The sequence below is a fragment of the Brachybacterium massiliense genome, assembly GCF_900184245.1.
In the GTDB taxonomy this organism is placed as follows: Bacteria; Actinomycetota; Actinomycetes; order Actinomycetales; family Dermabacteraceae; genus Brachybacterium; species Brachybacterium massiliense.
Genome location: NZ_FXXB01000007.1, coordinates 446,047 through 472,997, shown reverse-complemented (window position 1 = coordinate 472,997; position 26,951 = coordinate 446,047). Strand labels below are relative to the sequence as shown.

Sequence of the window (26,951 nt, the reverse complement as noted above, 5' to 3'; positions counted from 1 at the left end):
GCGAGGCGGCCCCGGAGGGCCGCGGACAGGAGGCAGTGATGGGTCGCATCCGAGACGCCGTGGTGACAGGGGCGCGCGCTGTGCGCCGCATCCCGATCCCGTCGGCCCTGACCCATCAGGCGCTGCGCGAGGCGCGCCGCCCCACGCCTCCCGGCCATGTGCTGAAGTCCCACGCGATCGAACCGGAGATGATCGGCCGCACCCGCACCGTCTGGCTCGACGAGCACCGGGCGGACAACGGCGTGATCGTGTTCCTGCACGGCGGCGCGTACGTCTCCGGCCCCTTCGTGAGCGACTGGGCGTGGCTGTCGCGCCAGGTCGATGCCCGCAACTGCGCCGGTCTGATGATCGACTACCGCAACGCCCCCGACCATCAGCATCCGGTGGGCCGGGATGACGTCGAGGCGGTGCTCGCCGCGCTCGCGGCCGACGGGCGCCTCGCCGACCGCCCCTGGGTGCTGGCCGGGCAGCATGCGGGTGGGGGCCTCGCCTTCGTGATCGCCCGCCGCCTGCAGCAGCGTCCCGAGATCCCCGCCCCGGCGGCGCTGATCGTGATGTCGCCCTGGCTCGACCTCGAGCTGGCCAACGCCGGGATCACCGAGACCGATCAGGCCGATCCCGTCCACGAGCGGCGCCTGCTGCGCGATGCGGCCCGCCGCTACGCCGGCCGCACCCCGCTCGACGACCCGGATCTGTCCCCGCTCAACGAGCGCCTCGAGGGGCTGCCGCCCATCCATCTGAGCGTGGGGATGCGGGACCTGTTCCTCTCCGAGGTGCGGGTGGCCAAGCTCCAGCTCGAGGAGAACGGCGCCGATCTCGCCTACCGCGAGATCAGCGGCCGCCTGGGCCTGCAGCTGGTGCCGCGCAAGGGGGAGGACATCGAGCGCCTCCACCGCGAGCAGGCGGAGCTGCTGCGACGCGTGCTGGGCTAGCTCTCCACCACGACGAGTGAGGCGCCGGGAGCGCAGACCGTCCAGCGGCGCTGCGGCATCGCGCGCACCATCCCGCCGATCAGCAGCGCGTGCCCGACGGTGTAGGTGAGCATCACCAGCTCGGTGCTGAACGCGATCGAGGCACCCGGCAGGAACCAGTCCATCGCCAGCAGCGAGCTCGAGACCAGGAACAGGGTGCCACCGGACCAGGTCAGTCCGTTGCCGCCGGCGGAGAGGAACGCCATCGCCGCGAGCGCCACCGCGTAGGCGGCGACGGCGGGAAGCAGCGGGCCGGCCCCGTCGGCGCAGGCCACGAACAGGCCGATCACCACGCCCGCGTAGGGGATCGCCAGGGCGATCCGCATCGCGTCGCGGGTGCGCGCCCACAGCGGGTACAGCGCCGCCGAATAGAAGACCAGCAGACCCAGGAAGCCGAACACCGTCAGCAGCTGCACGACGTCCGGCAGCAGCTGCCCGAGCGTGTCCGCGCCCCATGCGCACAGCAGGCCGCACATCAGCAGCGTGATGGTGCGCGAGCGCTGCGGCGCGGCGGTCAGCAGCACGGCCATCAGCAGGGGTGCGAACAGCGGCTGTGTGAGGCGCTGGAGCATCTCCGCCTCCGCCAGCAGGGAGCCGATGTGCACCACCGTCACCAGGGCATAGGCCACCCAGAGGACCAGGTGGACGGAACGGATCGGCGGCACTGCTCAAGCCTAGGAAGCGCCCCCGGCCAGAACCAGGGCGCAGGCCTCTCGGGCCGGGCACGTTTGGGTAACGTCCGGCCACGTTTCGGTCACGGCCGCGGACAGCTGTACGAAATGCCGCAGATCCCCCGATCGGAGGACATCCGGCGTCACATCTGTTCCGGCGCGTTCACACCCAGAGCGTCCAGACCCTCGACCAGGACCCGTTCGGTCAGCTGCGCGAGTGCGAGCCGGCCCGCGCGCACCTGCTCGTCGGACTCCTTGAGGATCGGGGAGGCCTCGTAGAAGGACGTGAACGCCTGCGCGAGGGAGAACAGGTAGGCGCACAGCCGGTGCGGCTCGTACTCCGCGCCCACGGCCTCGAGCGTCGGCCCGAACTCCAGCAGCGCGAGCGCGAGCGCGCGCTCGGCGTCGTTGTCCACGCGCGGCGCCGCCGCGGCGGTGATGCCCTGCGCTGCCGCCTTGCGCCCGATCGAACGGATGCGGGCCACCGCGTACTGCAGGTACGGGGCCGTGTTGCCGGTCAGCGCGAGCATCCGGTCCAGGTCGAAGGTGTAGTCCGAATCGTGCGCCGTCGAGAGGTCCGCGTACTTCACGCCGCCGATGCCGATGTCATGGGCGATCTTCTCCCGCTCCGCCTCGGGCAGATCCGGGCGCAGCTCGTCGATCACGGTGCGGGCCGTGGCCACGGCCTCCTCGAGCAGCGCCATCAGGCGCAGCGAGGAGCCGGAGCGGGTGCGCAGGATCTTCCCGTCCTCGCCGAGGACCGAGCCGATCTTCACGTGCTGCGCCTCGACGTCCTCGGGCAGCCAGCCGGCCTCCCGGGTGCTCGCGAAGACCATCTGGAAGTGGAGCTCCTGCGCCGCGCCCACCACATAGGCGATGCGGTCCGCGCCGAGGTCCCGCACGCGGTGGCGCACCGCGGCGAGGTCGGTGGTGGCGTAGCCGTAGCCGCCGTCTGACTTGCGGATGATCAGCGGCAGCGGCTGCTCGTCACGGCCCGTGAAGCCCTCGGGGAACACGCACAGCGCCCCGTCGGAGATCCGCGCGATCCCCGCGGTCTCGAGGTCGTCGCACACCGCCGCCAGCAGGTCGTTGTAGGTGGACTCGCCCGCGAGGTGCTCATCGGTGAGCGTCACGTCGAGCATGTCGTAGATGCGGTGGAAGTACTGCTTGGACAGGTCCACCAGGTTCGTCCAGATGCGCAGCGACTCCGCGTCCCCGGACTGCAGGGTCGCGACCCGCCTGCGGGCGCGCGAGGCGAAGTCGGCGCCCTCGGCGTCCGCGTCGCCCGAGCCCGCCTGCTCCGCGGCATCGAACTTCGCGCGCGCCGCCTGATAGAAGGCGTTGGGATCGGTGCGCAGCTGATCGGCCTCGGGGCTGTCCTCGCCCACCTCGAGCAGATGCTCGATGAGCATGCCGAAGGGGGTGCCCCAGTCGCCGATGTGGTTCTGGCGGATCACGCTGTGCCCGAGCTTCTCGAGCGTGCGTGCGATCGAATCGCCCACCACCGTGGTGCGCAGATGGCCGACGTGCATCTCCTTGGCGACGTTCGGCGCCGAGTAGTCCAGCACCACGGTGTCCGGGGACTGCGGGACGGAGACGCCCAGGCGCGCGTCGGCCGCGAGCTCGGCGGCCTGCGCCGCCACCCAGTCGGTGCGCAGGCGGATGTTCAGGAAGCCGGGACCGGCGATCTCCGGGGTCTCGGCGATATCCTCGAGATCCACCGCGGCGAGGATCTCCGCGGCGATGTCGCGGGGCTTCCTGCCCAGGCGCTTCGCGAGCCCCATCGCGGCGTTGCACTGGAAGTCAGCGAACTGCGAGGGGCGGATGATCGGATCCGCGTCGGCGAACTCGGGCCCGAAGGCGGCGGCGAAGGCGGTCTGGAAACGCTGGGTGAGCGCGATCTCGGGAGCAGGCATGGGTCCCAGGGTAGTCGCCGGGCAGGGCCGCCTCCTCCCCGCACGGCGTGATGCTCGACAGACCTCCGCGGCGGCTGCCCGCACCGCACGAACGGGGGATCGCCCCATGGCCCCGATCGTCCCCGCTCCCTACGCTGGGACCATGCGCTCTCTGCTCACTCTCGTCCTGAACATCATCTGGCTGCTCACCGCGGGGTGGGCGCTGTTCCTCGGCTACCTGCTCGCCGGCGTCCTCGCCTGCATCTTCCTCATCACCATCCCCTTCGGCCTGGCCTCGTTCCGGATCGCGGGCTTCGTGATCTGGCCCTTCGGCCGCGAGGTGGTGGACACGCGAGCCGGCGGCGCGATGAGCACGCTGGGCAACGTGATCTGGTTCGTGATCGCCGGCTGGTGGCTGGCCCTCGGTCACGTGGGCACCGCCGTGGCCCAGGCCGTCACGATCATCGGCATCCCGCTGGCCTGGGCGAACATCAAGCTGATCCCGGTCACCTGCTTCCCCTTCGGCAAGGAGGTCGTGGACTCGGACTCGGCCCGCGCCCGGATGCTGCCCACCGCCCGCTGAGCCGCCCCGATGACCGATCCCGCTCCCGTCGACCAGGACGAGTACCGGCGCCTGAGCGACCTGCTCGCCGTGGGGCTGGCCGTGGCCAGCACCCGCTCCGGCTCCCGCGATCTGCTGGTGACCGTCGACTCCTATCTCGACGTCTCCTACGATCCGCCCACCATGCTCGTGGCCCTCTACGGCATGGGCCGTGCCGCCGAGGCGGTCGAGGAGGCCGGGCACTTCTGCCTGACCCTGCTCGCCGAGGACCAGCAGCACCTCGCCGACCGCTTCGGCACCCCCGCCTCCCCGCTGCAGGGGATGCTGAGCGGCCTCGAGGTGACCCGCACCGCCGACGGCGACGCGATCCTGCCCGGCGCTCTCGCCCACTTCGCGATCCGCGTCGAGCAGGCCGTGGACGCCGCCACCCACCGCCTGCTGATCGGCCCCGTCGTGGAGATGGGGGAAGGGCGGGTGGACGCGGGCCCGGCCGTGCGCTTCGCCGGCGAGCAGCGTGACCTGCGCTGAGCGGCGATGACTATCCTCGAGGACATGACGGACCCGTCCCCGCACTCCGCCCCCTCCGGCGCTCGCTCGTGAACCCGCTGCTGCGGCTCGCGCTGCGCCTGCTCTCCGCCGTCCGGGTGGACATGCGGGAGGACTACGAGCGCGTGCGCCAGCTGCAGCGTCAGCTGGCCGCCCTGCCCGTGGCCCGCTATCGCACCCCCACCTGGGACACCTTCTCCGACAGCGGCACCGGGCACCGCGTGCCGGTGCGCGTGTTCACCCCGCGCGAGCAGCGCCGCGAGGAGCTGCTGCTGTTCTTCCACGGCGGCGGCTGGGTCACCGGGGACATCGAGAGCTACACCCCCGCCTGTGCCGCGATGGCGGACCTCGCCGGCTGCCGGGTCGCCTCGGTCGACTACCGTCTGGCCCCCGAGCATCCCTTCCCCGCCGCGCTCGAGGACTGCTACGGCACCGCTCGCCGGCTGCTCGAGGACCCGCGCCGCGCCGGGCTCGAGGACGCCGACAAGATCGTGCTGATGGGCGACTCCGCCGGCGGGAACCTCGCCGCTGCGGTGTCGCTGCTGCTGCGCGAGAGCGGCCATCGCACCCCCTCCCGCCAGATCCTGCTCTACCCGGTCACGCACTGGGACCACGATCCGGAGACCTCCCCCTTCGCCTCGGTGCGCCGCCACGGCGAGGACTACCGCCTGACCAACACCGAGGTCGAGGACTACTTCGACATGTACGTCCCCGACCCCGCGCAGCGGCGCAGCCGCCTGGTCTCGCCGCTGATGGCGACCGACCTCACCGGCCAGCCCGAGACGCTGATGATCACCGCCGAGCTGGACCTGCTGTGCGACGAGGGCGAGGCATATGCGCACGCGCTCGAGGAGGCCGGGAACCGGGTGCGACTGCACCGCGTCGAGCGGGCGCTGCACGGCTTCATCACCCTGCCCCGCTTCGCCCGCCCGCTGCGCGAGGCCTACGAGGTGATCGACGAGTTCCTCGACCAGGGCGCCCCCGGGCAGGAGCGCGGATGAACGCAGCCGCCCGACGCCGGCACTGGGTGCGCCTGGACAACGCCTCGAACATCTTCCCCGCCGCCCGCAGCGACGTGGACCCCAAGGTGTTCCGCATGAGCGCCGAGCTGGACCACGAGGTCGATCCGGCGCTGCTCCAGGACGCGCTCGAGGAGACCTTCGCGCGCTTCCCGCTCTACCACGCGGTGCTGCGCCGGGGCGTGTTCTGGTACTACCTCCAGGACAGCGACCTGCACCCGCAGGTGGAACCGGAGACCGAGCACAGCTGCGCCCCGCTCTACCAGGCGGACCGCCGCACCCTGCTGTTCCGGGTGCTGCACCACCGCCGCCGCCTCAGCCTCGAGGTGTTCCACGCCCTCTCCGACGGCACCGGGGCGCTGTGGTTCCTCACGGACCTGCTGACCGCCTACACCCGTCGGCGCTTCCCGGACCAGGCGCCGACGGATGCCGCCCTGATCGAGGCGAGGCCCGGCTCCCCGGAGCGACCGGATCCGCCGCCGGAGGCCGTCGGCACCCATCCCGGCGCCCGGGCCGCCGAGGAGGTGCACGAGCTGACCACCGACTCCTTCGCCCACTACTTCCGCCGTCGCCGCCGGCGCCGCCCCGCCGCGGACGACCACCACGAGGAGTTCAGCCGCGAGGCCGCCCCCGCGGTGCTCACCGTCGAGGAGGCAGACGTCTCCGAGGAGGAGCCCCAGAAGAGGCCTTCGCCCCGCCGGCCCCGTCGGCGCATCCACCGCGTGCGCGGCACCCGCACCCCGGACAACCGCCCCCGCGTGATCGAGCTGACGATGCCGGCCCGCGCCGTGCTGGGCCTCGCGAAAGCGGAGGGCGTGGCGCTGACCATGTACCTCACCGCTCTGTTCTTCGAGGCGATCCGCCGCGCCGATCCCGGCGATGCGGCGCCGACGATGACCGCCTCGGTGCCGGTGAACCTGCGCCAGTTCTTCCCCTCGACCTCCGCACGGAACTTCTTCGCGACCATCCGGGTCGAGCACACCTACGGCCGTGGGGACGACTCGCCCGGAGCGGTCGCGCGCGCCCTGCAGGAGGCCTTCAGCGTCGAGGCCACCCCGGAGGCGCTCGAGCGCAAGCTGCACCGCCTGCAGGCCGTGGAGCGCCTGCCGCTGGCCCGGATCGTGCCGCGCCCGCTCAAGGATCTGCTGCTGGGGCTGATCAACCACGCCAACAACCGCGCCCTCACCGTCGCGATCTCCAACCTCGGCCGCGTCACGCTGCCGGAGCCCGCCGAATCCCATGTGGGCCGGATGCTGTTCCACGTCTCGGCCGTGCGGCCCCAGTTCTGCGCCATGTCCCACGACGGCCTGCTCACCCTCAGCTTCACCGCCCCCTTCGTGGAGACCGACCACGTGCGCGAGTACGCGGCGCTGCTCACCGAGGCCGGGGTCGAGGTCACCGTCGCCGCGCCCCGCGTCTCCGAGGACGAGCTGCTGGAGTTCGCGACATGAGGCGCTGCCCGGACTGCACGGTCGCCGTCGAGGGGGACTGGGTGCGCTGCCCGCTGTGCGGGACCGAGCTGCTGGGCGAGCCCGTGCCCGGCCCGTACCCGACGGTGCCGCTGCGCTTCTCGCGCCGCCGCGTGCTGCGGGTGCTGCTGCTGAGCTCCCTCGCGGTGGTGCTGCTGTCCTTCCTCGCCCAGCTGCTGTTCGGGCGGGACAGCGACGGCATCGGGGTGCTGCGCAGCGTGTGGCTCGGGATCGTCACCACCTGGCTGGTGGTGGTGATGGCGATCAGCAAGCGCCGCAACCTCGCGAAGTTCATCGTGTACCTGGTGCTGATCGCGGGCGGGATCTGCGTCTACTGGGACTACCTCTCGGGCTGGTACGGCTGGTCGCTGACCTACGTGGTGCCGATCGTGTGCGCCGCCTCGATCGCGGGCCTGGTGATCACGGCGCGGGTGATGCGGATGGAGGTGGGGGACTACGTCGTCTACAGCGGACTGACCGTGCTGCTGGGGCTCACCCCGATCGTGTTCCTCGCGCTCGGCTGGGTGGGCACCGTGATCCCCTCGGCGATCTGTGGCGGCCTGAGCCTGCTCGCGGTGGTGCTGCTGCTGACCATCCGCGGCGGCGCCGTGCGGCACGAGCTGGCCAAGCGCCTGCATCTGTGAGGGCCGCACGGCGAGGACTGCACGCGCGCCTGAGACGCACAGCGCACCCCTCGTCGGCGCGCCGACGGAGCCACGGCCGCTCGTCTCTCTAGGATGCAAGACGCACGCGCGCACGCGCCGCGGGCAGGATCAGGCCCCAGGGCGTCGGACGACAGGAGAGAAGGTCGATGGACAGGGACCCGCGCGACGGCCAGGGCCGGGGCCAGGACGACGACTGGATCTTCGCGATCGACGACCCCCACAACCTGCCCACCGACCGCCTTCCCGACCGCGCCGCCTTCGACCGCTACGCCACCCCGCTGCTGGCCCGTCGGGCCGCCTCTCCGGCGCTCCCGCCCGGCGAGAACGAGACGGTGGACCTCAGCGACATCGACCTCGACCAGCTCGACGGCGCCGCCGAGCCGGACACCAGCACGGGCGCGATCCCGGTGCTCGCGGAGGAGGACGTCGAGGACGGCGGAGATGCTGGGGACGCGGGAGACGCGGGGGACACCGGGGAGCCGCCCCTCACCGCCCCGCTGCGCACCCCGAGCCAGACCTCCTACGCCCGCTCCGGCACCACCCCCAACGCCGAGCACGACGAGATCCCGCTGGGAGGCTTCACGCTCCCCGAGCGGTTCAAGGACCTGGGAGTGTTCGACGCGCTGCGCGACGTGCTCGCCCTGATCTGCCTGGTCACCGCGATGACCACTACCTTCACACTCGCGCACAGCCCCTGGCTCGAAGTGATCGGGAAGATCGCGATCGGCACCGGCATCACCGCCCTGGCCGCCGTGCACCTGCTGCGCTGGGTGCCCGAGAAGCCGCCGCTGCGCGCCGTGCGCGTCCTGCGCGTGGCGGGCCTGCTGCCCTCCCTGCTCACCGCCGTCTTCGTGCTGTGCGCGGACCTGGTGCTCTCGCTGCCGGTGCTGTTCGCCTCCCTGCCCGACGGGCCGCCCGTGGGGATCGGCATCGGGGTGTCCCTGCTGCTGCTCGGCGCGCTCGTGGGCATCGAGCCCCGCGCCCACGAGGGATATCTGCCCCAGCAGCGCGCGAGGCAGGTGGCCCGCAGCATGCTGCTGGGCATCGCCGGCGGCGCGGCCCTCGCCCTGCTGATCGCGCTCGTGATGATGGTGGGCCGGCTGTTCACCACCGGCTGGGGCTTCTCCCTGATGACCTTCGCGAACACCCTGATCTCCGCGCTGCTGCTGGCCGTGGTGCTCGCCGCCGCGCTGCGCCGCGAGCGCTCCTGGTACGTGTTCTCCGCCGCCGTGGTGGGGGCCCTGGTGATCGCCGCGCTCGCCGACAACACCCTCGGCCTGCAGTTCGCGGCCCCGCTGAGCTTCGCCACCGGCTTCGTCTACCTGCCCTACCTCGTGGCCGCCTTCGGGCTGATGATCTCCCGCTCCTTCGTGCGCAGCATGCCCGTCTCCTTCCGCCGCACCGACTGGCTCGTCTACACCGTGCGCGCCTTCGAGTTCAGCGCCCTGATGCACGCCGCCGCGGTGCTGTGGCACCTGCTGGCCGCGATCGCGTCGGTGAGCGGACGCGCCCCCGGCGGGCCCGTGCTCCACCTGATCGACGCGGTGGTCTGCGGCTGCTTCGTGGTGGTCTCCCTGTTCGGCCGCACCTCGCTGCTGTCCCGTCCCGCCGTCAGCGCCCGCGCGAGCGGCGTGGTCGCCGCGCTCGTGCTAGTGGTCGTCGGCTTCCTCGACGTGATCGTGAACTCGCTGGCCATGGCCGCGGGCGCGGGACTGGTCACCGGCGGGGTGGCGCTGTTCATCGGCCTCGGCGCCGCACTCATGCTCACCGTCCCCGCCCCGGTGCGGGACGAGTTCGGCGCCCCGGACCTCACCCGGATGTTCGCCGACTTCCGCGCCCGGGACGGCGGGCGCGTCTCGCTGCTGGAGCGCGTCCCGGACGTCACCGAGGAGACCTCCCGGCGCAAGCTGTTCCCCTCGGCCTGACCCGCCGCGGTGACCCGCCGCGGCACCCCGCCCGCTCACCCTCTTTTCCCCCTCCTCGCCCCCTTGGAGAACCATGTTCCGCTGGAGCCTGCACGGAGACGGGCGCACCATCGCGCCCGACGCGATCGTCCGCCCCGAGGAGCGGCTGGCCTGGCCGCTGACCATCGGCATCGGCGCACAGCATGTGATCGCCATGTTCGGCGCAACCTTCCTGGTGCCGCTGCTGACCGGATTCCCGCCCTCGACCACCCTGCTGTTCTCCGGCATCGGCACCCTGCTGTTCCTGGTGATCACCCAGAACAAGGTGCCCAGCTACCTCGGCTCCTCCTTCGCGTTCATCGCCCCGATCACCGCCTCCACCCAGTCCGACTCGATGGGCGCCGCGCTCGGCGGCGTGATGGTCACAGGCGTGCTCCTGGCGCTGCTGGGCCTGCTGGTCAGCAAGGTCGGCACCCGCTGGATCAGCGTGCTGATGCCCCCGGTGGTGATGGGCTCGATCGTCGCGCTGATCGGCTTCAACTTCGCCCCCACCGCGTACCAGAACTTCCAGCAGTCCGCGGTCACCGCGACCGTCACCCTGTTCGCGGTGGTGCTGTGCACCGCCCTGTTCCGCGGGATGCTGGGACGCATCTCGGTCCTGCTGGGCGTGCTGATCGGCTACGGCGTGGCCGTGCTGCGCGGCGAGGTGGACTTCACCCCGGTGCGCGAGGCCGCCTGGATCGGCCTGCCCGAGTTCCACCACCCCGAGTTCAACCTCGGCCTGCTGCCGATGTTCCTGCCGGTGGTGCTGGTGCTGCTGGCCGAGAACGTGGGCCACGTGACGAGCGTGGGGCTGATGACGCACCGAAACCTCGACCACATGGTGGGGCGCACCCTCGCCTCCGACGGCATCGCCACAGCGCTCTCGGCCGGCTTCGGCGGCTCGCCCACCACCACCTACGGCGAGAACATCGGCGTCATGAGCGCGACCCGCGTCTACTCCACCGCCGCGTACTGGGTCGCGGGCATCGCCGCGATCCTGCTCTCGCTGTCCCCGAAGGTGGGCGCCGCGATCTTCACCATCCCGCCGGGCGTGCTGGGCGGGGTGACCTTCGTGCTCTACGGCCTGATCGGCATCGTGGGCGTGCGCATGTGGGTGGACGGCAAGGTCGACTTCTCCCGCCCCAAGAACCAGTTCACCGCAGGCGTCGCCCTCGTGGTCGGCATCGCGAACGTGACCTGGACCTTCGGCGGCATCGAGCTGACCGGCATCGCGCTGGGCACGCTCGCGACGCTGATCATCTTCCACGTGATGGACCATCTGGGCCGGATCACCGGCACCGAGCAGGTCACGGAGCCCGCGGAGAGGACCGCCCCCACCCACGAGGGGTGAGGCCCCGCCCGCACCCGCGGCGTCCGCGATATGCGCATGAGTGGACGAGCGAAATTGGATAAGGCTAGGCTTACCTTGTGTCGACTCCAGTGCCCGGGCCCGTCCCTGCGCCCCGCCCCGCCCTCGCGGGCGAGGACCTCACCCTGACCTATGGGGCGCGCCCCGTCGTCCACGAGGTCTCCCTCTCCCTCCGCCCGGGCGAGGTCACCGCCCTGCTCGGCCCCAACGGCAGCGGGAAGTCCACGGTGCTGCGCGCCCTGGCGCGCCTGCACCCGCTGCGCGGCGGCGAGGCGCGGATCGCCGACGGCGCGGGGGAGCGCAGCACCGCACTGCTCGGCGCGAAAGAGCTCGCCCGTGCGCTGACCCTGTTCACCCAGACCCGCAGCGCCCCGCAGGGGCTCTCGGTCCGCGACGTGGTCGCCTTCGGCCGCCACCCCCACCGTCGCCGCTTCGCCGGGCTCGCCGAGGCGGATCTCGCCGCGATCGACCACGCGATGCGCCTGACCGGGATCACCGACTTCGCCGCCCGCGCCGTCGGCGAGCTCTCGGGAGGGGAGATGCAGCGCGTCTGGCTCGCCTCCTGCCTCGCCCAGGACACCGCGATCGTGCTGCTGGACGAACCCACGAACCACCTCGACCTGCGCTACCAGATCGAGACCCTCGACCTCGTGCGCGAGCTCGCCGAGGTCCACGGCGTCGCCGTCGGCATCGTCCTGCACGATCTCGACCACGCCGCCCGCATCGCCGACCAGGTGGTGCTGCTGCACCGGGGCCAGGTCCACGCCGCCGGCACCGCCGGCGAGGTCCTCACCTCCCAGCACCTCAGCCACGTCTACGACATCCCCATCGACGTGACCGCGGATCCCGCCGACGGCCGCCTGCGCATCGACGCGCGCAGCCGCCGCTCGGTCCCCCTCCCCGCCTCCGCCTGACCCGTCGGAGGGAGCTCGGCCCCGCCAGGGGCTCCAGGAGAATCCATGCCCCGCAGCCCCCGCAGTCCCCGCCGCGTCCTCGCCGCGGCCACCGCCGTGCTCGCCCTGACCGCCCTCGCCGGATGCGGCACCACCGAGGTGCCCGAGGCCGCCCAGGCCTCGGCCGGCGCAGGCGCCGCGCTCAGCGAGTCCTGCGCGGCGGATGACACCTCCACGTCGACCGGCCCGGTCAGCGTCACCGACGGCCTGGGCCGCACCGTCGAGCTGGACGCCCCGGCCGAGCGGGTCGCCGTGCTCGAATGGCAGCAGACCGAGGACCTGCTGACCCTGTGCGTCGCACCGGTCGCCGTCGCCGACGTCCAGGGCTTCACCACCTGGGTCAGCGCGGAGACCCTGCCCGAGGGCACCGCGGACGTCGGCACCCGCCAGGAGCCCGACCTCGAGGCCCTCTTCGCCAACGACCCCGACCTCGTCATCGTCGAGGTCACCGGCGAGGACGACGAGATCCTCGGCCGGCTCGAGGAGCGCGGCGTGCCTGTCCTCGCGACCGTCGGCGCCGACTCGACCGACCCGATCGCGCACATGACCGGCCTGTTCAGCATGATCGGCGAGGCCACCGGCCGCTCCGAGCGCGCCGAGGCGGTGCTCGGCGAGTTCGAGCAGCACCTCGCCGACGCGAAGAGCGAGATCTCCGCCGCCGGCCTGCCCACCACCGACTTCGTGTACTTCGACGGCTGGGTCGACGGCGGCAACGTGACCCTGCGCCCCTTCGGCGAGGGTGCCCTGTTCACCGCGATCGGGCAGGAGCTCGGCCTGACCCCGGCCTGGCCCGGCGAGGTCGATCCGGTCTACGGCCTCGGCCAGAGCGACATCGAGGGATTCATCGAGGTGGGGGAGGCGAACCTCTTCTACACCGGCAACGAGGACCCCGACGGCAGCTACGTCGCCGAGCTCGAGAAGAACGCGATCTGGGCCTCCCTGCCCGCCGTCGAGGAGGGTCGCGTGCACGCCTTCCCCTCCGGCATCTGGACCTTCGGCGGCCCCCGCTCCTCCGAGCAGGCCATCGACGCCTACGTCGACGCCCTCACCGCTCCGTGACCCGGCGGGCCACCGGCGGGCACCTCGTCGGGGCCGTCACCGTCCTCGCGCTCGCGGGGGCGGTGGTGCTGGTGGGGCTGTGGCACCTCACCCAGGGCACCTCCGACCTCGGCGTCATCGACCTGCTGCGCCACCTGGCCGGGCTGCCCGGCCCCGAGCGCGCGGTGGGCGTGGCCGAGGTGCTCGTGGCCTCGCGGCTGCCGCGCCTGGCCGCCGGCATCGCCGTGGGCATCGCGCTCGGCGCCGCCGGGGCGCTGCTGCAGTCCATCTCCCGCAACCCCCTCGCCTCCCCGGACACGCTCGCGGTCACGGCCGGCTCCTACTTCGCGATCACCGCGGTGGCGGCCCTCGGCCTGACCGTCCCGCTGTGGGCCTCCGGCGGCGTCGCCTTCGTCGGCGGACTCGCGGCCGCGGCGCTCGTGCTCGCGATCGCGGGCGGCGCCGGCTCCTCGACCACACGGCTGATCCTCGCCGGCTCGGCCGTGGCGATGGCGCTGCAGGCCGGCACCTCGATGCTGCTGATCCTCTTCGAGGCGGAGACCACCGGCCTGTACGCCTGGGGCAGCGGCTCGCTGAGCCAGCTGAACCTCGACGCCTCGCTGCGGGCCCTGCCGGTGATCGCCCTGTGCCTGCTCGGCGCGCTCCTGCTCTCGCGCCGGCTGGACGTTCTGGGCCTGGGCGATGACGCGGCCAGCTCCCTGGGGATCCCGGTCGCCGCGACCCGTGCCCTCGCGGTGCTGTGCGCGGTGCTGCTGACCGCCGTCTCCGTCACCGTCGCGGGCCCGCTCGCCTTCGTCGGCCTCGGCGCGCCGGTGCTCGCGCGGCTGCTGGGCGGCCTGGTCGGCACGGTGAACCGCCACCGCCTGCTGATCCCGGTCTCGGGCCTGCTCGGCGCACTGATCGTGCTGCTGGCCGATGCGGGCATGCGCGCCCTCCTCACCCCGCAGGGCGCCGCCGCGATCCCCACCGGCATCCCCACCGCCCTGCTCGGCGCGGTGATGATCGTGCTGCTCGCCCGCCGCCTGCGCGACTCCGGACCCGCCGCACAGCCTCCCCAGGCGCGCATCGGCCCGCGCTCGCGCCGACGGGTCCTGCTGGTCCTCGCCGTGCTGACCGTCCTGGTGACAGCGGTGGTGGTGCTCGGCCTGCTCGCCGGCAGCCTCTGGCTGCGCACCGGCGACCTGCTGCTGTGGGCGCGCGGCGCCGCCCCCGAGCTGATCGCCCGCGCGCTCACCGACCGGGTGCCGCGGGTGGGCGCGGCCGTCATCGCCGGGGCGGCGCTGGCACTGGCCGGCACCGCCGTGCAGACCACCGTGCGCAACCCGCTGGCCGAGCCCGGCCTGCTCGGCATCACCGCCGGGGCCGGCCTCGGCGCGGCGGGCGTGGTGACGCTGCTGGGCGGCTCCCGCCCCCTGATGGTGCTGTGCGCCGTGGCGGTGGGCGTCGCGACGTTCGCGCTGATCTCGCTGCTGGCCTGGCGCGGGGGACTGGCCCCGGAACGCTTCGTGCTGGTGGGCATCGGCACGGGCTACGCGATGAGCGCCCTGACCACGTTCCTGCTGCTGAGCGCGAACCCCTTCGATACCCCGAAGATCCTCACCTGGCTCTCCGGCACCACCTACGGGCGCAGCCTCGCCGACGTCACCCCGGTGCTGATCGCGCTGGTGCTGATCGCGCCCGCGCTGCTGGCCCTGCACCGGGAGCTGGACCTGCTCGCGATCGACGAGGACAGCCCGCGCGTGCTCGGGGTGCGCCTGGAGCGCACCCGCTTCGCGGTGATGGGCCTCGCCGCGGTGCTCGCCTCGTTCAGCGTGGTCGCCGTCGGGGTGGTGGGCTTCGTGGGCCTGGTCGCCCCGCACCTGGCCCGCGCTCTGGTGGGCGGGCGGCACCTGCGCGTGATACCGGTGGCGATGCTGCTGGGCGGCGCGCTGGTGGGGCTCGCCGACGCGCTGGGACGCTCCCTCATCGCCCCCGCACAGGTCCCGGCCGGGCTGATGGTCGCGCTGCTCGGCGCGCCGTACTTCGTGTGGCTGCTGTGGCGCTCGCGTGCATGAGGCGGCCCCTCCGCCACGCAGGGCGGAGGGGCCGCGACCGGGGTCCGGCCCGGGGTCAGAAGAAGCCGAGCTTGTTCTCCGAGTAGCTCACCAGCAGGTTCTTGGTCTGCTGGTAGTGGTCGAGCATCATCAGGTGGTTCTCGCGGCCGATGCCGGAGGACTTGTACCCGCCGAACGCCGAGTGCGCCGGATAGTTGTGATAGTGGTTCACCCACACGCGGCCGGCCTGGATCTCGCGGCCGGCACGGTAGATGGTGTTCTGCTGACGGCTCCACACTCCGGCGCCGAGCCCGTAGAGGGTGTCGTTCGCGATCGACATGGCCTGGTCGTAGTCGCTGAAGCGGGTCAGCGCGAGCACCGGCCCGAAGATCTCCTCCTGGAAGATGCGCATCGAGTTGTCCCCCTCGAAGATCGTGGGGGTGACGTAGTAGCCACCCGAGAGGTGACCGCCCAGATCAGCGCGCCCGCCGCCGGTGAGCAGCTTCGCGCCCTCCTGCGTGCCGATGTCGATGTAGGAGAGGATCTTCTCGAGCTGATCGTTGCTGGCCTGCGCACCGATCATGGTGTCGGTGTCCAGCGGATCGCCCTGCTTCGTGGCCTCCACCCGCGCGATGCCGTCGGCGACGAAGGAGTCGTAGATGCCCTCCTGCACCAGCGCGCGCGAGGGGCACGTGCACACCTCGCCCTGGTTCAGGGAGAACATCGCGAAGCCCTCGAGCGCCTTGTCGTAGAACGCGTCGTCCTGCATCGCGACGTCGTCGAAGAAGATGTTTGGACTCTTGCCGCCGAGCTCGAGGGTCACCGGGATCAGGTTCTGGCTCGCGTACTGCATGATCAGGCGGCCCGTGGTGGTCTCACCGGTGAAGGCGATCTTCGCGATCCGGCTGTTCGAGGCAAGCGGCTTGCCCGCCTCGACGCCGAAGCCGCCCACGATGTTCAGCACGCCGTCCGGCAGCAGGTCCCCGATCAGCTCGGTGAGCACGAGGATCGAGGCGGGGGTCTGCTCGGCGGGCTTGAGCACCACGCAGTTGCCGGCCGCGAGGGCGGGAGCGAGCTTCCACACCGCCATCAGGATCGGGAAGTTCCACGGGATGATCTGCCCCACCACGCCCAGCGGCTCGTGGAAGTGATAGGCGACGGTGTCATCGTCGATCTGCGAGAGGGCGCCCTCCTGCGCCCGGATCGCGCCGGCGAAGTAGCGGAAGTGGTCCACCGCCAGCGGCAGGTCCGCGTTCAGGCACTCGCGGATCGCCTTGCCGTTGTCCCAGGTCTCCGCGACCGCCAGCATCTCGAGGTTCTCCTCGATGCGGTCGGCGATCCTGTTGAGGATCACCGCTCGCTCGGCCACCGAGGTCTTCCCCCAGGCGGGCGCGGCGGCGTGGGCGGCATCGAGCGCCTTCTCGATGTCCTCGGAGGTCGAGCGAGCCACCTCGGTGAAGATCTCGCCGGTGACCGGGGTGGGGTTCTCGAAGTACTCGCCCTTGGCGGGCGGGACCCACTGGCCGCCGATGTAGTTGTCGTAGCGGGGCTTGAAGGTGACCTTCGCGCCCTCGGTGCCGGGACGTGCGTAGACGGTCATGACGTTCCTTTCGCTGCGTTGCGCGCCGACGTCCTCGTCGGATGCCCAGCACCGTAATCCACGTCACGTTGCACGAACGTTGCGGACGGCGCCCGCGGGGGTGCCCGCCCGCACACCCCATCTCCGCCCGCGAACGTGTCAGACCTGTGGTTATGACGCGCGGATAACCCCACTTTCGTCACTCCCGGAGCCGGGAAGGGGTGCGGCGGCGGCTCAGCCGCCCTCGCCGCGGAGGGCGCGGGCGCGGGCCGCGGCGGCGGAGCGCTCGGGGGCGTCCGACGGGGCGATCTCGAGGATCGCCATGAGCACCTCGAGGTCGCCGTCGGCCTCGGGCCGCTGGGCGTAGCGCCACAGCTGGACGGAGGTGCCGGTCTCCAGCAGCAGCTCGCGCAGGTGGGCGTCGGTGCGGCCGCGCAGGGCACGGATCGCGGGAGCTTCGGAGCTCGGCAGCAGGTCGCCTGCGGCGTGGTCGAGGGCGGCATCGAGGTCGCCGTGTTCGAGAGCGGCGAGGGCTCGGCTCAGGTCGCTGACCACCGCACCGGTGAGCCGGTACGGGCGTGAGGCGATCTCGAGCGCGGGCACCGCCGCGAGCACCTTGCGCAGCCGCACCACCTCGGCCCGCACCGTCCCCTCGGCGCGGAGGCTCCCGTGCAGCTGCTCGGCGAGCTCCCCGCCGCTGATGCCGTCGGGGCTCAGATGCAGCAGGGCCAGCAGCTCGGCGTGCCGACCGCTCAGCTCGATGCTCTGCCCGCCGTGGCGCAGCAGGGCGGTGCGTCGGCCGGTGAGCAGCAGCTCCGCGGGTGCCGGCGCTTCCGGCGCGGCGGGCACTGCCGGCGCGGAGGGCGAGCGGGGCAGGATCCGGGGCCGACGGGGCGGCGCGGGAGCACTGCTGGCGCGCTCTTCCATCGCGGCAGCGACCGGCAGCAGGCTGCGCAGTTCCTCCCGGACGGCACGGGCGGTGGCCTCGAGCAGCGGCAGCACCAGCGGGGATACCGCCTCAGCGGTCCCGGTGACGTCGAGGACGCCGAGGGTCTCTCCCGTGTGCGGGTGCAGCACGGGCACGGCGCTGCAGCTCCACGGGTGCACCGCTTCGTGGAAATGCTCGGCACCCACCACCTGCATCGGGGAGCTGGTGGTGAGGGCGAGTGCGGGGGCGGAGGTGCCCATCACCGTCTCGGACCAGTCGGCGCCGGCGGCGAATCCCATGTCATCGGCGCGGGAGATCAGCTGCGGCCTGCCCTCGACCCACAGCAGCCTGCCGCGGGCGTCCCCGAGCGCGACCATCAGCCCGGCCTCGACAGCGGGGACGATCAGCCGCGAGCGCAGCAGCGGCAGCACGGCGGAGAAGAGGTGCTCCTGCCGAGCGACGGCGAGCTCCTCGCCCTCGAGCACGGGGCGCGTGGGCACGGCGTCGGCGGTGGGGACGGCGGCGAGGGAGCGGCGCCAGGAGGCGAGCACCGGCTCGCGCACCGCAGTCCCGCCACCGCGCAGGTTGGAGTGCTCGCGCAGCTCCTCATGGGCGCGCAGCAGTCTCGCCTGGTAGGCGGAATCCGTCGGCGACCAGCTGGTGGCGGTCATCCGAGGTCGTCCCGGGAGAAGGGGACGAAGGGCAAAGCGTTGATCACGATCCACCTCGTCGTCGCTCGTGTCACAGCTGAGCCCGACCGTACCCCGTGCGTGCGGGAGGAGCAACGGCTCGGCGCACCGCTGCACCGCGAGGATCCGGCACGACCGCTCGATCACGCGCCGCTGCGACGAGCTGAGCTGCGCCGCCGCCCAGTCGACATCGCCAGCACCCTCTCCCCGACGCCGTGAGCTCGTGCTGGAAGGCGTTGTCGGCCGCGGTCTGCGGGTTCGGACGGAAATGGTGGGGACGGACGAGCACGACGTGGGAGGGCGCCTGCTCGCTCATCCTCAGCTCACCGGGGCCAGGACGTCCACCAGGGAGAACAGGTCCTTGGGGTCGTCGGGTCGGGCCACCAGGTCCACCTCGTCCTGCAGGTCGCTGCCGGCGGTCGCGTCGCGGGCGCAGCGCAGCGCCGCGAAGTCCGAGATCGCGAAGCCGACGGAGTCGAACAGCGTGATCTGCTCGGCGCTCGTGCGGCCCGGTGCGGCGCCGGTGAGCACCTCCCACAGCTCGGTGGCGGGGAAGTCGGGGGCCATCTGTTGGATCTCGCCCTCGATGCGGGTCTGCGGGGTGAACTCGACGAACACCCCCGCCTGCTCGAGGATCCGTGCGTCGAGCTCGGTCTTGCCGGGGCAGTCGCCGCCGATCGCGTTCAGGTGCACGCCGGGCCGCACCTGGGAGAGGTCGAGGATCGTGTTTCGGGCCTTGTCGGCCGTGCACGTGGTGATGATGTCCGCGCCGTCCACGGCATCGTCGACCGAGGCCGCGTGGTGGACCCGGAACCGATCGTCGGCGCTCTACTGTCCACTCTGCCCGTCCGGCCAGGTGACGAGAAGTTCCGCTGACGCGGAACCTTTCGCCGAGTGGCGGAGGCCTGCGGGGCCCCGGCAGTAGCCCGCGACCTCCTGGCCCGGCCACGCGACGGAAAGTACCACCGTGGTGGAACGTTTCGGCCTGTGGCGGGGGAGGGAAGCCGTGCAGACCCGCCGCCCGGCCGCCCGTCCGGCCGCCCGGCCACCTGACGGAAAGTACCAGGTGAGTGGAACTTTTCTGCCCGTGGCTGGTGGGCTGGCGCCCGGCCGGGCGGGGAGGGGGAGCGGCCCCTGGTGGGCTGGGCTTCCTGCTCAGACCCGGCGGCGGGCCCGGGCTGTGAGGCCGATGCCTGCGGCGAGCACGAGCGTCACCGCGAGCGCCCACGGCAGGAGCTCGTACCCGGTGCGGGCGAGCGGCCCGCGCCCCCCGTCGGCCGCTTCCTCGGAGCCGGAGCCGGAGCCGGAGCCGGAGCCGGAGCCGGTGTCGGTGCCCGCGCCGGTGCCGGGGGCCTGGTCGTCCTCGTCCCCGTCGCCGGGCGTCGTGCCCTCGTCACCGGCGCCGGGAGCGTCGCCGGGTGCCTCGCCGCCGTCGCCCGGCTGCTCGCCGTCGCCCGGTTGCTCGCCGTCACCCGGCTGCTCGCCGTCACCGCCGTCGCCCTCACCGGGCTCCTCGTCCCCGCCACCGGGCTGCTCACCGCCGGCCTGCGGGGCCACGAACACGGCCACGGTGTGTGCGGGGATGGTGACCGAGCCGGTCGCGGCATCCCAGGTCGCGCCCTTGACCACCTCGTCGGCGCCGTCGGCCTGGACCTCGTGCAGCTCGTGCTCGAGACCGGCCATGCCGTCGATCGCCTCGGTGATCGGCTCGTCGGAGGCGTTGAACACCGTGACCAGGCCGTCGAGCGCGGGGTCCGCGTCCTCGCCCACTGTGTCGTCCACCCGCATCACCAGCAGGCCGGGGGTGGCGTCGGCGCCGGCGTTCGGGAAGGAGACCTTCTCGTGGATCAGCCCCGCGTCGCCGAGCGTGAACAGGGTCGAGGAGGAGCGCAGGCGCAGCAGGTCCAGGGTGACCTCGCTCGAGAGCTCGATGTCCTCGGGCGTGGGGGTTTTGGCCGGATCCTCGAGCATCGGGACCATCAGGTCCCAGGCCTCGCCGTTCTTCTCCTCCGGGGGCAGGCCCTCGCCGAAGCCGTTGCCCTGCATGGTCCAGTCGATCGTGTTGAAGTGATCGCCGGAGTTGTAGCTGTCGCGGTCCATCGACTTCGAGCGCATCAGATCCGTGCCGCCCGCCCAGAAGGATGGGGACTGGCCGAGCGTCGCGGTGGCCAGCGACAGCGTGTTCATCCGCAGCCGCACGTCCATCGGCGCGTCCTGCGGCAGCTTCCACACGTTGAGGTCGTACAGCGCCTCGTTGTCGTGCGCGTCGACGTAGTTGACCGACTCCTCGGGCCGGGTGGCGTACCCGGCCGGAGCGCCGTTGTAGTCCAGCTGGTCACCGCGCACCACCTCGCCGGAGGAGCTCAGCAGCTCGAAGTCGGCGAGGTTCCCGGCCATGCCCAGGCGGATCAGGTCGGTGCGGTGCCGCAGGTCGCCCAGCTGCTCCTCCTCGCTCGCCTCCGCGTGGCCGTTGGGCATCGTGTACAGGCCGTTGCCGAAGCCCTGCGCGGTGCGCTTGTCGGTGTCGAAGGGGCTGCCGCCGTGGACGGCGTCGCGCAGTCGGTCGTTGAAGGTGCCGATCGAGGTGCCGCCCAGCTGCCCCTGCGTGGCCTGGGTGAAGCGTGCGTTGCCGGCGATCTCGCCGAAGTCCCAGCCCTCGCCGTAGAGGTAGATGCTCTCGCCGTCCACCCCGTCGGCCTCGAGGGTGAGCGCATCGAGCGCCTCGCGCACGGCGAGCATGTTCTCGGAGCTGTGGTGGCCCATCAGGTCGAAGCGGAAGCCGTCCACCCCGTAGTCGCGGGCCCAGGTCACGGTGGAGTCCACCATGATCTTCTCGCCCATGGCGTGCTCGGTGGCGATGTTCGAGCAGCAGGTGGAGGTTTCCACCGCGCCCTCGAGGCTGAGCCGGTGGTAGTAGCCGGGCACCACGCGGTCCAGCACGGAGGTGTCCGCCTGGCCGTGCGCGGCGGTGTGGTTGTACACCTTGTCGAGCACCACCTGCAGGCCCATCGCGTGCAGCTCGCCCACCATGGAGCGGAACTCGCGCGTGCGCTCGCCGCCCACCTCGTGGCCCTCGGTCGCGTAGGAGCCCTCGGGGGTCATGTAGTGCAACGGATCGTAGCCCCAGTTGTAGGGATCCTGGTCGGCGACCCCGGTCACCGCCGCCTGCTGCGCCTCGGATGACGGCCCCGCATCGGCCGGGATGTCCGGCTGGACCTGGACCGCGCGGTCCTCCTCGATGGTGGCGATGTCGAAGGTGGGCAGCAGGTGCACGGTGGTCATCCCCGCCTCGGCGAGCTCGGCCAGGCGTGCCGAGCCGGCCGAGTCGGGGTGGCCGAAGGCGGCGTAGGTGCCGCGCAGCTCCTCGGGCAGGGCCTCGTCGCCGGCGGAGAAGTCCCGCATGTGCAGCTCGTAGATGGTCTGGTCGGTGAACTGGTCGACTGTCGGGGCAGGGGTCTCGGCCCAGATCTCGGGCGCCCAGCGCGGATCGTCCAGATTCAGCAGCACCGAGTGCTGCGAGTTCAGGGTCAGGCCCACCGAGTACGGGTCGGTGACCGTGTTGGTGACGACCTCTCCGAGGGAGGGCACGAAGACCTCCACCGCGTAGGTGTACGCCTGATCGGTCCAGCCGGCCTCGCCGGTCGCGGTCCACACCCCGCCCGGGCCGCGCTCCATCTCGATCTCGGTCGCCGCGGCGCGGGCGGCCGACGGGTCGGCGACGGACTCGGCCGCGCCGTGCAGCTGCAGGGTCACCGTCTGAGCGGTCGGTGCCCACAGAGCCAGCGTCGGCACGCCGTCCTGCCAGCTCACGCCGAGCTCCTGAGCGGAGGCGTCCTCGGCGTAGAGGTCATCGAGCACGCCAGGGATCTGCAGCCCGGTGTGGACCTCGATCCCGTCGGCCCCGTGCTGGGCGATCACGATCTCGCCGCGCAGCGCCTGCTCGAGCACCTCACGGTCCAGCTCCGGCAGGTCGAGGGCGAGAAAGCCCTGCAGATGCGCACGGCCCTCGAGCTCGGTCTCGTCCAGGCCGCCCTCGCGCAGGGTCAGCTCGCCGAGGCTCTGCCCGCCGGTGACCTCGTCGCCTGCGACGGAGATCCCGCCGTCCGGTGCGGTGAACAGCTCCCAGCGGACATCGCTCGTGTCGTTGACCAGGTTCGCGGGCCAGGCGACGGTGCCTGCGTCCACGAAGTGGGCCAGCTGCTTGCCGGAACCCGCGGTCAGTGGATCGGAGGCCTCGATGGTCAGCTGATGGGTGGCCAGGTCGTAGCTGAAGGTCACGATCTCTCCGTCCTGGGTGGAGAAGGTGTGGTTGGCGCCGTCGAGCACGCCGTCCACGCCGTAGTTCTCCGCCCACGATCCCCCATGGGCGACCTTCACCTCGTAGGACCCGCGGGGCAGGTCCTCGGTGGAGAAGGTGTAGATCCCGTCGCCGTCGGCGTCCTGCATCCAGGTGCGCATGCACCCGGGCATCCAGTCCTCGGGGCAGCCGAGCGCGGCGTTCATCGAGCCGGGGAGGGTGATGAAGGGGCCCTGGGCGCTGTTCTGCACGACGTGCGTGACCGGGTCGTACCAGAAGGTGAGCGGCCCGCCGTCGTGGGTGTAGGTGATGTCGCCGCCGCCGGGCACGCCGCCTGCGCCGTAGTTCTCGTCCCAGCTGCCGCCGATGGCGACCTTGAAGGCGTAGTCGCCGGCGGGCACGTCGAAGGTGCCGGTGTACTTGCCGGAGTCGGCGTCCAGGCCCAGCTGGGCGGAGGTGCAGTCGGGCTGCCAATCGCCCGCGCAGCCCATCGCCGCGTTGTGTGATCCGGGCAGGGTCACGGACTGCTCATCGACCTCGCCGGTGTCCCCGTCCTGGGAACCGGTCGCGGAGAGGTCCGCGCCCACCACCGCGGTGACGGAGTCCGCCACGCGCTCGCCGCTCGCGTCGGTGGAGACGGCGCGGTACTCGATCAGTGTGCCGACGGGCAGGTCCGCCACGTCGTGGAAGATGCGCGGGGTGTCGTCCTCGGCGGTGCCGAGCGGGGTCCACGCCGTCTCACCGGCCGCCCGCCAGCTGAAGGAGGTCTCGGCCCAGCGGTCCGCGGCCACGGTCGCGGAGATCGGGGCGTGTCCCTCGACCTTCCCGCCGTCGGCCAGATCCAGGGTGATCTCCTGCGCGTCACCGGCCGGCGCGACGGGCTGATCGGCCACCAGGACCGCCGCGCCGAGCGAGGGGATCGTGAGCTCGAGGGTCCCGTCGGCCGCGGCGGTCACCGGGGTGTGGTCGCCGTACAGCGGCGAGTAGCTCGCGCCCGGGGTGAGGGCGGTGAGGGTGACGGTGCGCTCCTCGGGTGCGTTGTTCAGCGCCACCAGGTGCTCGATCTTCTCGTCGCGGTCCACGCGGGAGAAGGCGTAGACGCCGGCGCCGTTCTCGGCGTACAGCTCGATCTGCGCGCCCGTGGACAGCGCAGGCGTCTCGCCGCGCAGTGTGGCGAGCTCGCTGATCAGCGGGTACAGCTGCGCCTCGGTCGAGAAGTGCTCGCCGCTCCCGTACGGGGTGCCGTCGATCAGGGTGTTGTCGAGGTAGGACGGCACCTGGCTGGCGAACATCGACTGACGGGCGTCCTTGTCGTTGCCGTCGCCCACGAAGCCCTGCTCGTCGCCGTAGTAGATGACGGGCTGGCCGCGGGTCAGCAGCATGGTCTCGTGCGCGAAGGCGGCGCGCTCGTCGAGCCGGTCGGAGCTGCTGAGCAGGTTCCCGATACGGCCCATGTCGTGGTTGCCCAGGAAGGTGGGCAGGTCCGCGGCGGAGGAGTCTGCGGTCGTGTAGTGGTCGTCGGCGGCGAACAGCCCGGCCATGCCCTGCGCGGTGTAGCCCTTGGCCCAGTTGGTCGCGGAGGCCTGGTAGGCGAAGTCGAGCACCGAGTCCATCTCGGTGTCCCGCACGTAGGGGGACAGCAGCGTCGCGTCGGCGTCGTACACCTCGCCGAAGGTGAAGAACTGGTCCCCGGCCGGGGTCGCGGCCTGGTGGTCGACCAGGGCGGAGGTGAAGGTCTGCCAGAAGGCGAAATCGACGTGCTTGACGGTGTCGATGCGGAATCCGTCGATCCCGAAGTCCATCCAGGTGGTGTAGATGTCCGTCATCGTCTCGACCACGCGCGGGTCTTCGGTCATCAGGTCGTCGAGGCCATCGAAGTCGCCGAAGGTGACGGACTCGCCCTCCCACGTCGAGTTGCCGCGGTTGTGGTACATCGTCACGTCGTTGAGCGCCTCAGGGACCATCACTCGGTTCTGCTCCGAGCGGACCGGGGTGTAGGGGAACGAGGTCTCCGCATCGAAGGCGGGGAAGTCCGGGGACTGGGCGAGCGCCGTGACGTCCACCGGGTTCCCGTCCTGGTCGAGGTAGGGGACGGTGGCCTGGTCGACGTAGCCGTACTCGCCCTCCTCGTAGTCGATGAGGTCCGCGGTGTGGTTGGTGATGATGTCGAAGTACACCTTGATGCCGCGCGAGTGCGCGTCCTCGATCAGCGCCTTGAGCTCCTCGTTGGTGCCCAGATGCGGGTCGATGGTGGTGAAGTCGGTGATCCAGTAGCCGTGGTAGCCGGCGCTCGCGTCGGCGCCCTCGCCCTGCACGGGGTTGTTCGTGAAGGACGGGGTCAGCCAGATGGCGCTCATCCCCAGGTCTTCGATGTAGTCGAGGCGGGAGTGGAGCCCGGCGATGTCCCCGCCCTGGTAGAAGCCCTTATCGGTGGGGTCGAAGCCGTGGTCGAGGCGGTCTCCCTCGAGGCCGCCGGTGTCATTGCTCGGATCGCCGTTCTCGAAGCGGTCGGTGAGCACGAAGTAGAAGGTCTGGCCGCCGCCGGGGTGGCGGTAGGGGGCCGCGGCGAGCTCGTCGTCCGCCTCGGTGTACGCCCCGCCCTGCTCAGCCAGTGCGACGGACAGCCGCGAGGTCTCCGCATCGAAGCGGAAGGTCACCTGGGTGGGCGCGGCGACGGCCAGCGGGATGTTGTCCTCCCCGCCGTCCAGGCCGTAGGCCTCATCCCAGCCGCCGCCGATCGCGGCCTTGACCTCGAACTGCCCGGCAGGCACCTCGAAGGTCGACTCCCACTGCCCGGCCGTGTCGGTGGGGGAAAGGGCGGTGGCCTCGCAGGTCGGGTCCCAGTCCTCGCCGCAGCCCAGCTCGTCCTGCAGGGAGCCGGTGAGCACCGGCTGCCCGGGGCCGACGGCGTGCACGAGCGGGGCGGTGCCCAGCACCGTCGCCGTGCCCATCGCCAGTGCTCCGGCGATCGCGAGCAGACGGGTTCTCATCGGGCGGGCGGACCGCGGGATCGACATGCGGGGACTCCTCTGTCCGGGCAACGGCGTCGACCGGGGCCGACGGGGGGGGGAAGCAGGCAATGCGGAGCACCGGCCTGCAAGAACTTGCATAACGCTGACTGCAGCTGTGCAGTGAGCGTCGGCACCACCGTAGGCAACGCAGGTCAGATGCTCAAGTGGCCCGGTGAAACCTGCAAGAACTTTCAGGTCGGTGGGGGCTGTACCGTCGAGGCGTGACCAGCGCACTGACCACGTACCTCGATCGACTCACCACCGCCCTCGCCTCTGCGCGGACCTCCGATGTCGCCGATGCGCACGACCCCGGCGACCTGGTGCTCCTGGACCGCGGCATCTCCGGCAGCGCGGAGGAGGACGGCGACATCCCCGAGCTGTCCTTCCTCTCCGGCGCCCGGGAGGACCACCTGGGCGTCGCCGTCTGCACGATCGACGGCGAGATCACCGCCTCGGGCACCGGCCACGCCTTCCCGATGCAGTCGATCTCCAAGGCCTTCGCCTACGGCGCGGCGATCGATCTGCACGGCGTGGAGTACGTCGAATCCGTCGTCGACGAGGAGCCGACGGGGGAGGAGTTCAATGCCCTCAGCCTCGACCCGTACACCAAGAAGCCGAAGAACCCGCTGGTGAACATCGGCGCGATCCGCACGCACGCGATGCTCGGCGCCACCCAGGGCGAGCGCACCCAGCGCCTGCGCACGGTGCTCGAGGGCGCCGCGGGCAGGCCGCTGGACCTGCACACCGAAACCCGTGACACCGAGATGACGATGGCCGATCGAAACCTGGCGCTCGCCTACATGCTGCGCGCGGCCGGATCGATGACCGAGGATGCCGCCGAGGTGGTCGCGGGCTACATCGAAGGCTGCGCGGTGCTGACCACCGTCACCGATCTCGCCGTGATGGCCGCGACCCTCGCCTCGGGCGGCACCAACCCGCTCACCGGCCAGGAGGTGTTCTCCCGCGTCGCCGCCCGCCAGGTGCTCTCGGTGATGCTCACCTGCGGCATGTACGACAACGCCGGCGACTGGGTCAGCGAGGTGGGTCTGCCGGCGAAGTCCGGCGTCGGCGGTGGCATCATCGCCGCGCTGCCCTCCCGCTTCGGTGTCGCCAGCTATGCCCCGCAGCTCGACCTCCACGGCAACTCCGTGCGCGGCACGCTGTTCTTCGAGCGCCTCAGCGACGACTTCGCCCTGCACATGCTCGACGGCACCCTGCCGCTCGATCTCGAGGAGCGCGCCGTCGAGCTGATGGAGGCCGGCACGCACGTGGTGTGAGGGCGAGGCGGG

Annotated in this window: 17 protein-coding genes and 1 pseudogene; 12 read left to right on the top strand and 6 right to left on the bottom strand. The window is 71.9% G+C overall.

Annotation, left to right across the window (positions count from 1 at the left end):
• The first annotated feature begins 38 nt into the window (after positions 1–38).
• Positions 39–932, top strand: a complete 894-nt coding sequence (locus BN4251_RS08850) for an alpha/beta hydrolase fold domain-containing protein (RefSeq protein ID WP_087484732.1) — start codon at positions 39–41, stop codon at positions 930–932.
• Here the strand turns inward: BN4251_RS08850 and BN4251_RS08845 are convergent.
• Together BN4251_RS08845 and argS are read right to left on the bottom strand one after the other, a co-directional pair.
• Positions 929–1,636, bottom strand: a complete 708-nt coding sequence (locus BN4251_RS08845) for a lysoplasmalogenase family protein (protein ID WP_087484731.1) — start codon at positions 1,634–1,636, stop codon at positions 929–931. The genes BN4251_RS08850 and BN4251_RS08845 overlap by 4 nt on opposite strands.
• A 149-nt stretch (positions 1,637–1,785) precedes the next feature.
• Positions 1,786–3,558 (bottom strand): arginine--tRNA ligase, encoded by a 1,773-nt coding sequence (gene argS / locus BN4251_RS08840; protein ID WP_087484730.1) that lies wholly within the window; start codon positions 3,556–3,558, stop codon positions 1,786–1,788.
• 142 nt (positions 3,559–3,700) lie between these two features.
• On the opposite strand from argS, the gene BN4251_RS08835 reads away from it, so the two are divergent.
• The 10 genes from BN4251_RS08835 (at position 3,701) to BN4251_RS08795 (ending at position 15,179) form a co-directional block, all read left to right on the top strand.
• Positions 3,701–4,120, top strand: a complete 420-nt coding sequence (locus BN4251_RS08835) for a YccF domain-containing protein (RefSeq protein ID WP_087484972.1) — start codon at positions 3,701–3,703, stop codon at positions 4,118–4,120.
• A 9-nt stretch (positions 4,121–4,129) separates the two neighbouring features.
• Positions 4,130–4,627 carry a flavin reductase family protein gene (locus BN4251_RS08830; protein WP_087484729.1) on the top strand — a complete coding sequence of 166 codons (498 nt, stop codon included), beginning with the start codon at positions 4,130–4,132 and terminating at the stop codon, positions 4,625–4,627.
• A gap of 68 nt (positions 4,628–4,695) precedes the next feature.
• Positions 4,696–5,646, top strand: coding sequence for an alpha/beta hydrolase (locus BN4251_RS08825; protein ID WP_087484728.1), 951 nt, complete (start codon positions 4,696–4,698; stop codon positions 5,644–5,646).
• Positions 5,643–7,115, top strand: coding sequence for an alcohol acetyltransferase (locus BN4251_RS08820; protein WP_087484727.1), 1,473 nt, complete (start codon positions 5,643–5,645; stop codon positions 7,113–7,115). Before BN4251_RS08825 ends, BN4251_RS08820 begins: the two co-directional genes overlap by 4 nt.
• Entirely contained in the window at positions 7,112–7,777 is a 666-nt protein-coding gene (locus BN4251_RS08815) for a DUF6320 domain-containing protein (protein WP_087484726.1), read from the top strand. Before BN4251_RS08820 ends, BN4251_RS08815 begins: the two co-directional genes overlap by 4 nt.
• A 167-nt stretch (positions 7,778–7,944) precedes the next feature.
• Positions 7,945–9,723, top strand: coding sequence for a DUF7937 domain-containing protein (locus BN4251_RS08810; protein WP_087484725.1), 1,779 nt, complete (start codon positions 7,945–7,947; stop codon positions 9,721–9,723).
• A gap of 73 nt (positions 9,724–9,796) precedes the next feature.
• Positions 9,797–11,095, top strand: coding sequence for a uracil-xanthine permease family protein (locus BN4251_RS08805; protein WP_087484724.1), 1,299 nt, complete (start codon positions 9,797–9,799; stop codon positions 11,093–11,095).
• 77 nt (positions 11,096–11,172) lie between these two features.
• On the top strand, positions 11,173–12,027 hold the full coding sequence (locus tag BN4251_RS08800) for an ABC transporter ATP-binding protein (RefSeq protein ID WP_087484723.1): 855 nt from the start codon (positions 11,173–11,175) through the stop codon (positions 12,025–12,027).
• A gap of 45 nt (positions 12,028–12,072) precedes the next feature.
• Positions 12,073–13,125, top strand: a complete 1,053-nt coding sequence (locus BN4251_RS18690) for an iron-siderophore ABC transporter substrate-binding protein (protein ID WP_245810267.1) — start codon at positions 12,073–12,075, stop codon at positions 13,123–13,125.
• Positions 13,122–15,179 carry an iron ABC transporter permease gene (locus tag BN4251_RS08795; protein WP_245810266.1) on the top strand — a complete coding sequence of 686 codons (2,058 nt, stop codon included), beginning with the start codon at positions 13,122–13,124 and terminating at the stop codon, positions 15,177–15,179. Before BN4251_RS18690 ends, BN4251_RS08795 begins: the two co-directional genes overlap by 4 nt.
• A 55-nt stretch (positions 15,180–15,234) precedes the next feature.
• Here the strand turns inward: BN4251_RS08795 and adh are convergent, their stop codons facing one another.
• The 4 genes and pseudogenes from adh to pulA form a co-directional block, all read right to left on the bottom strand.
• Positions 15,235–16,758 carry an aldehyde dehydrogenase gene (adh, locus tag BN4251_RS08790; protein ID WP_087484721.1) on the bottom strand — a complete coding sequence of 508 codons (1,524 nt, stop codon included), beginning with the start codon at positions 16,756–16,758 and terminating at the stop codon, positions 15,235–15,237.
• 213 nt (positions 16,759–16,971) lie between these two features.
• A complete protein-coding gene (locus tag BN4251_RS08785) occupies positions 16,972–18,336 on the bottom strand; it encodes a GAF domain-containing protein (protein ID WP_087484720.1) in 1,365 nt (454 codons plus the stop codon).
• 336 nt (positions 18,337–18,672) lie between these two features.
• A pseudogene (locus tag BN4251_RS08780) lies at positions 18,673–19,167 on the bottom strand (Rossmann-fold NAD(P)-binding domain-containing protein); the annotation flags it as partial.
• Positions 19,168–19,509: 342 nt separating this feature from the next.
• Positions 19,510–25,668, bottom strand: a complete 6,159-nt coding sequence (gene pulA / locus BN4251_RS08775; protein WP_087484718.1) for a pullulanase-type alpha-1,6-glucosidase — start codon at positions 25,666–25,668, stop codon at positions 19,510–19,512.
• Positions 25,669–25,883: 215 nt separating this feature from the next.
• Here pulA and glsA point away from each other — a divergent pair, with 215 nt between their 5' ends.
• Positions 25,884–26,939, top strand: coding sequence for a glutaminase A (gene glsA, locus BN4251_RS08770; RefSeq protein WP_087484717.1), 1,056 nt, complete (start codon positions 25,884–25,886; stop codon positions 26,937–26,939).
• Positions 26,940–26,951 lie beyond the last annotated feature (12 nt).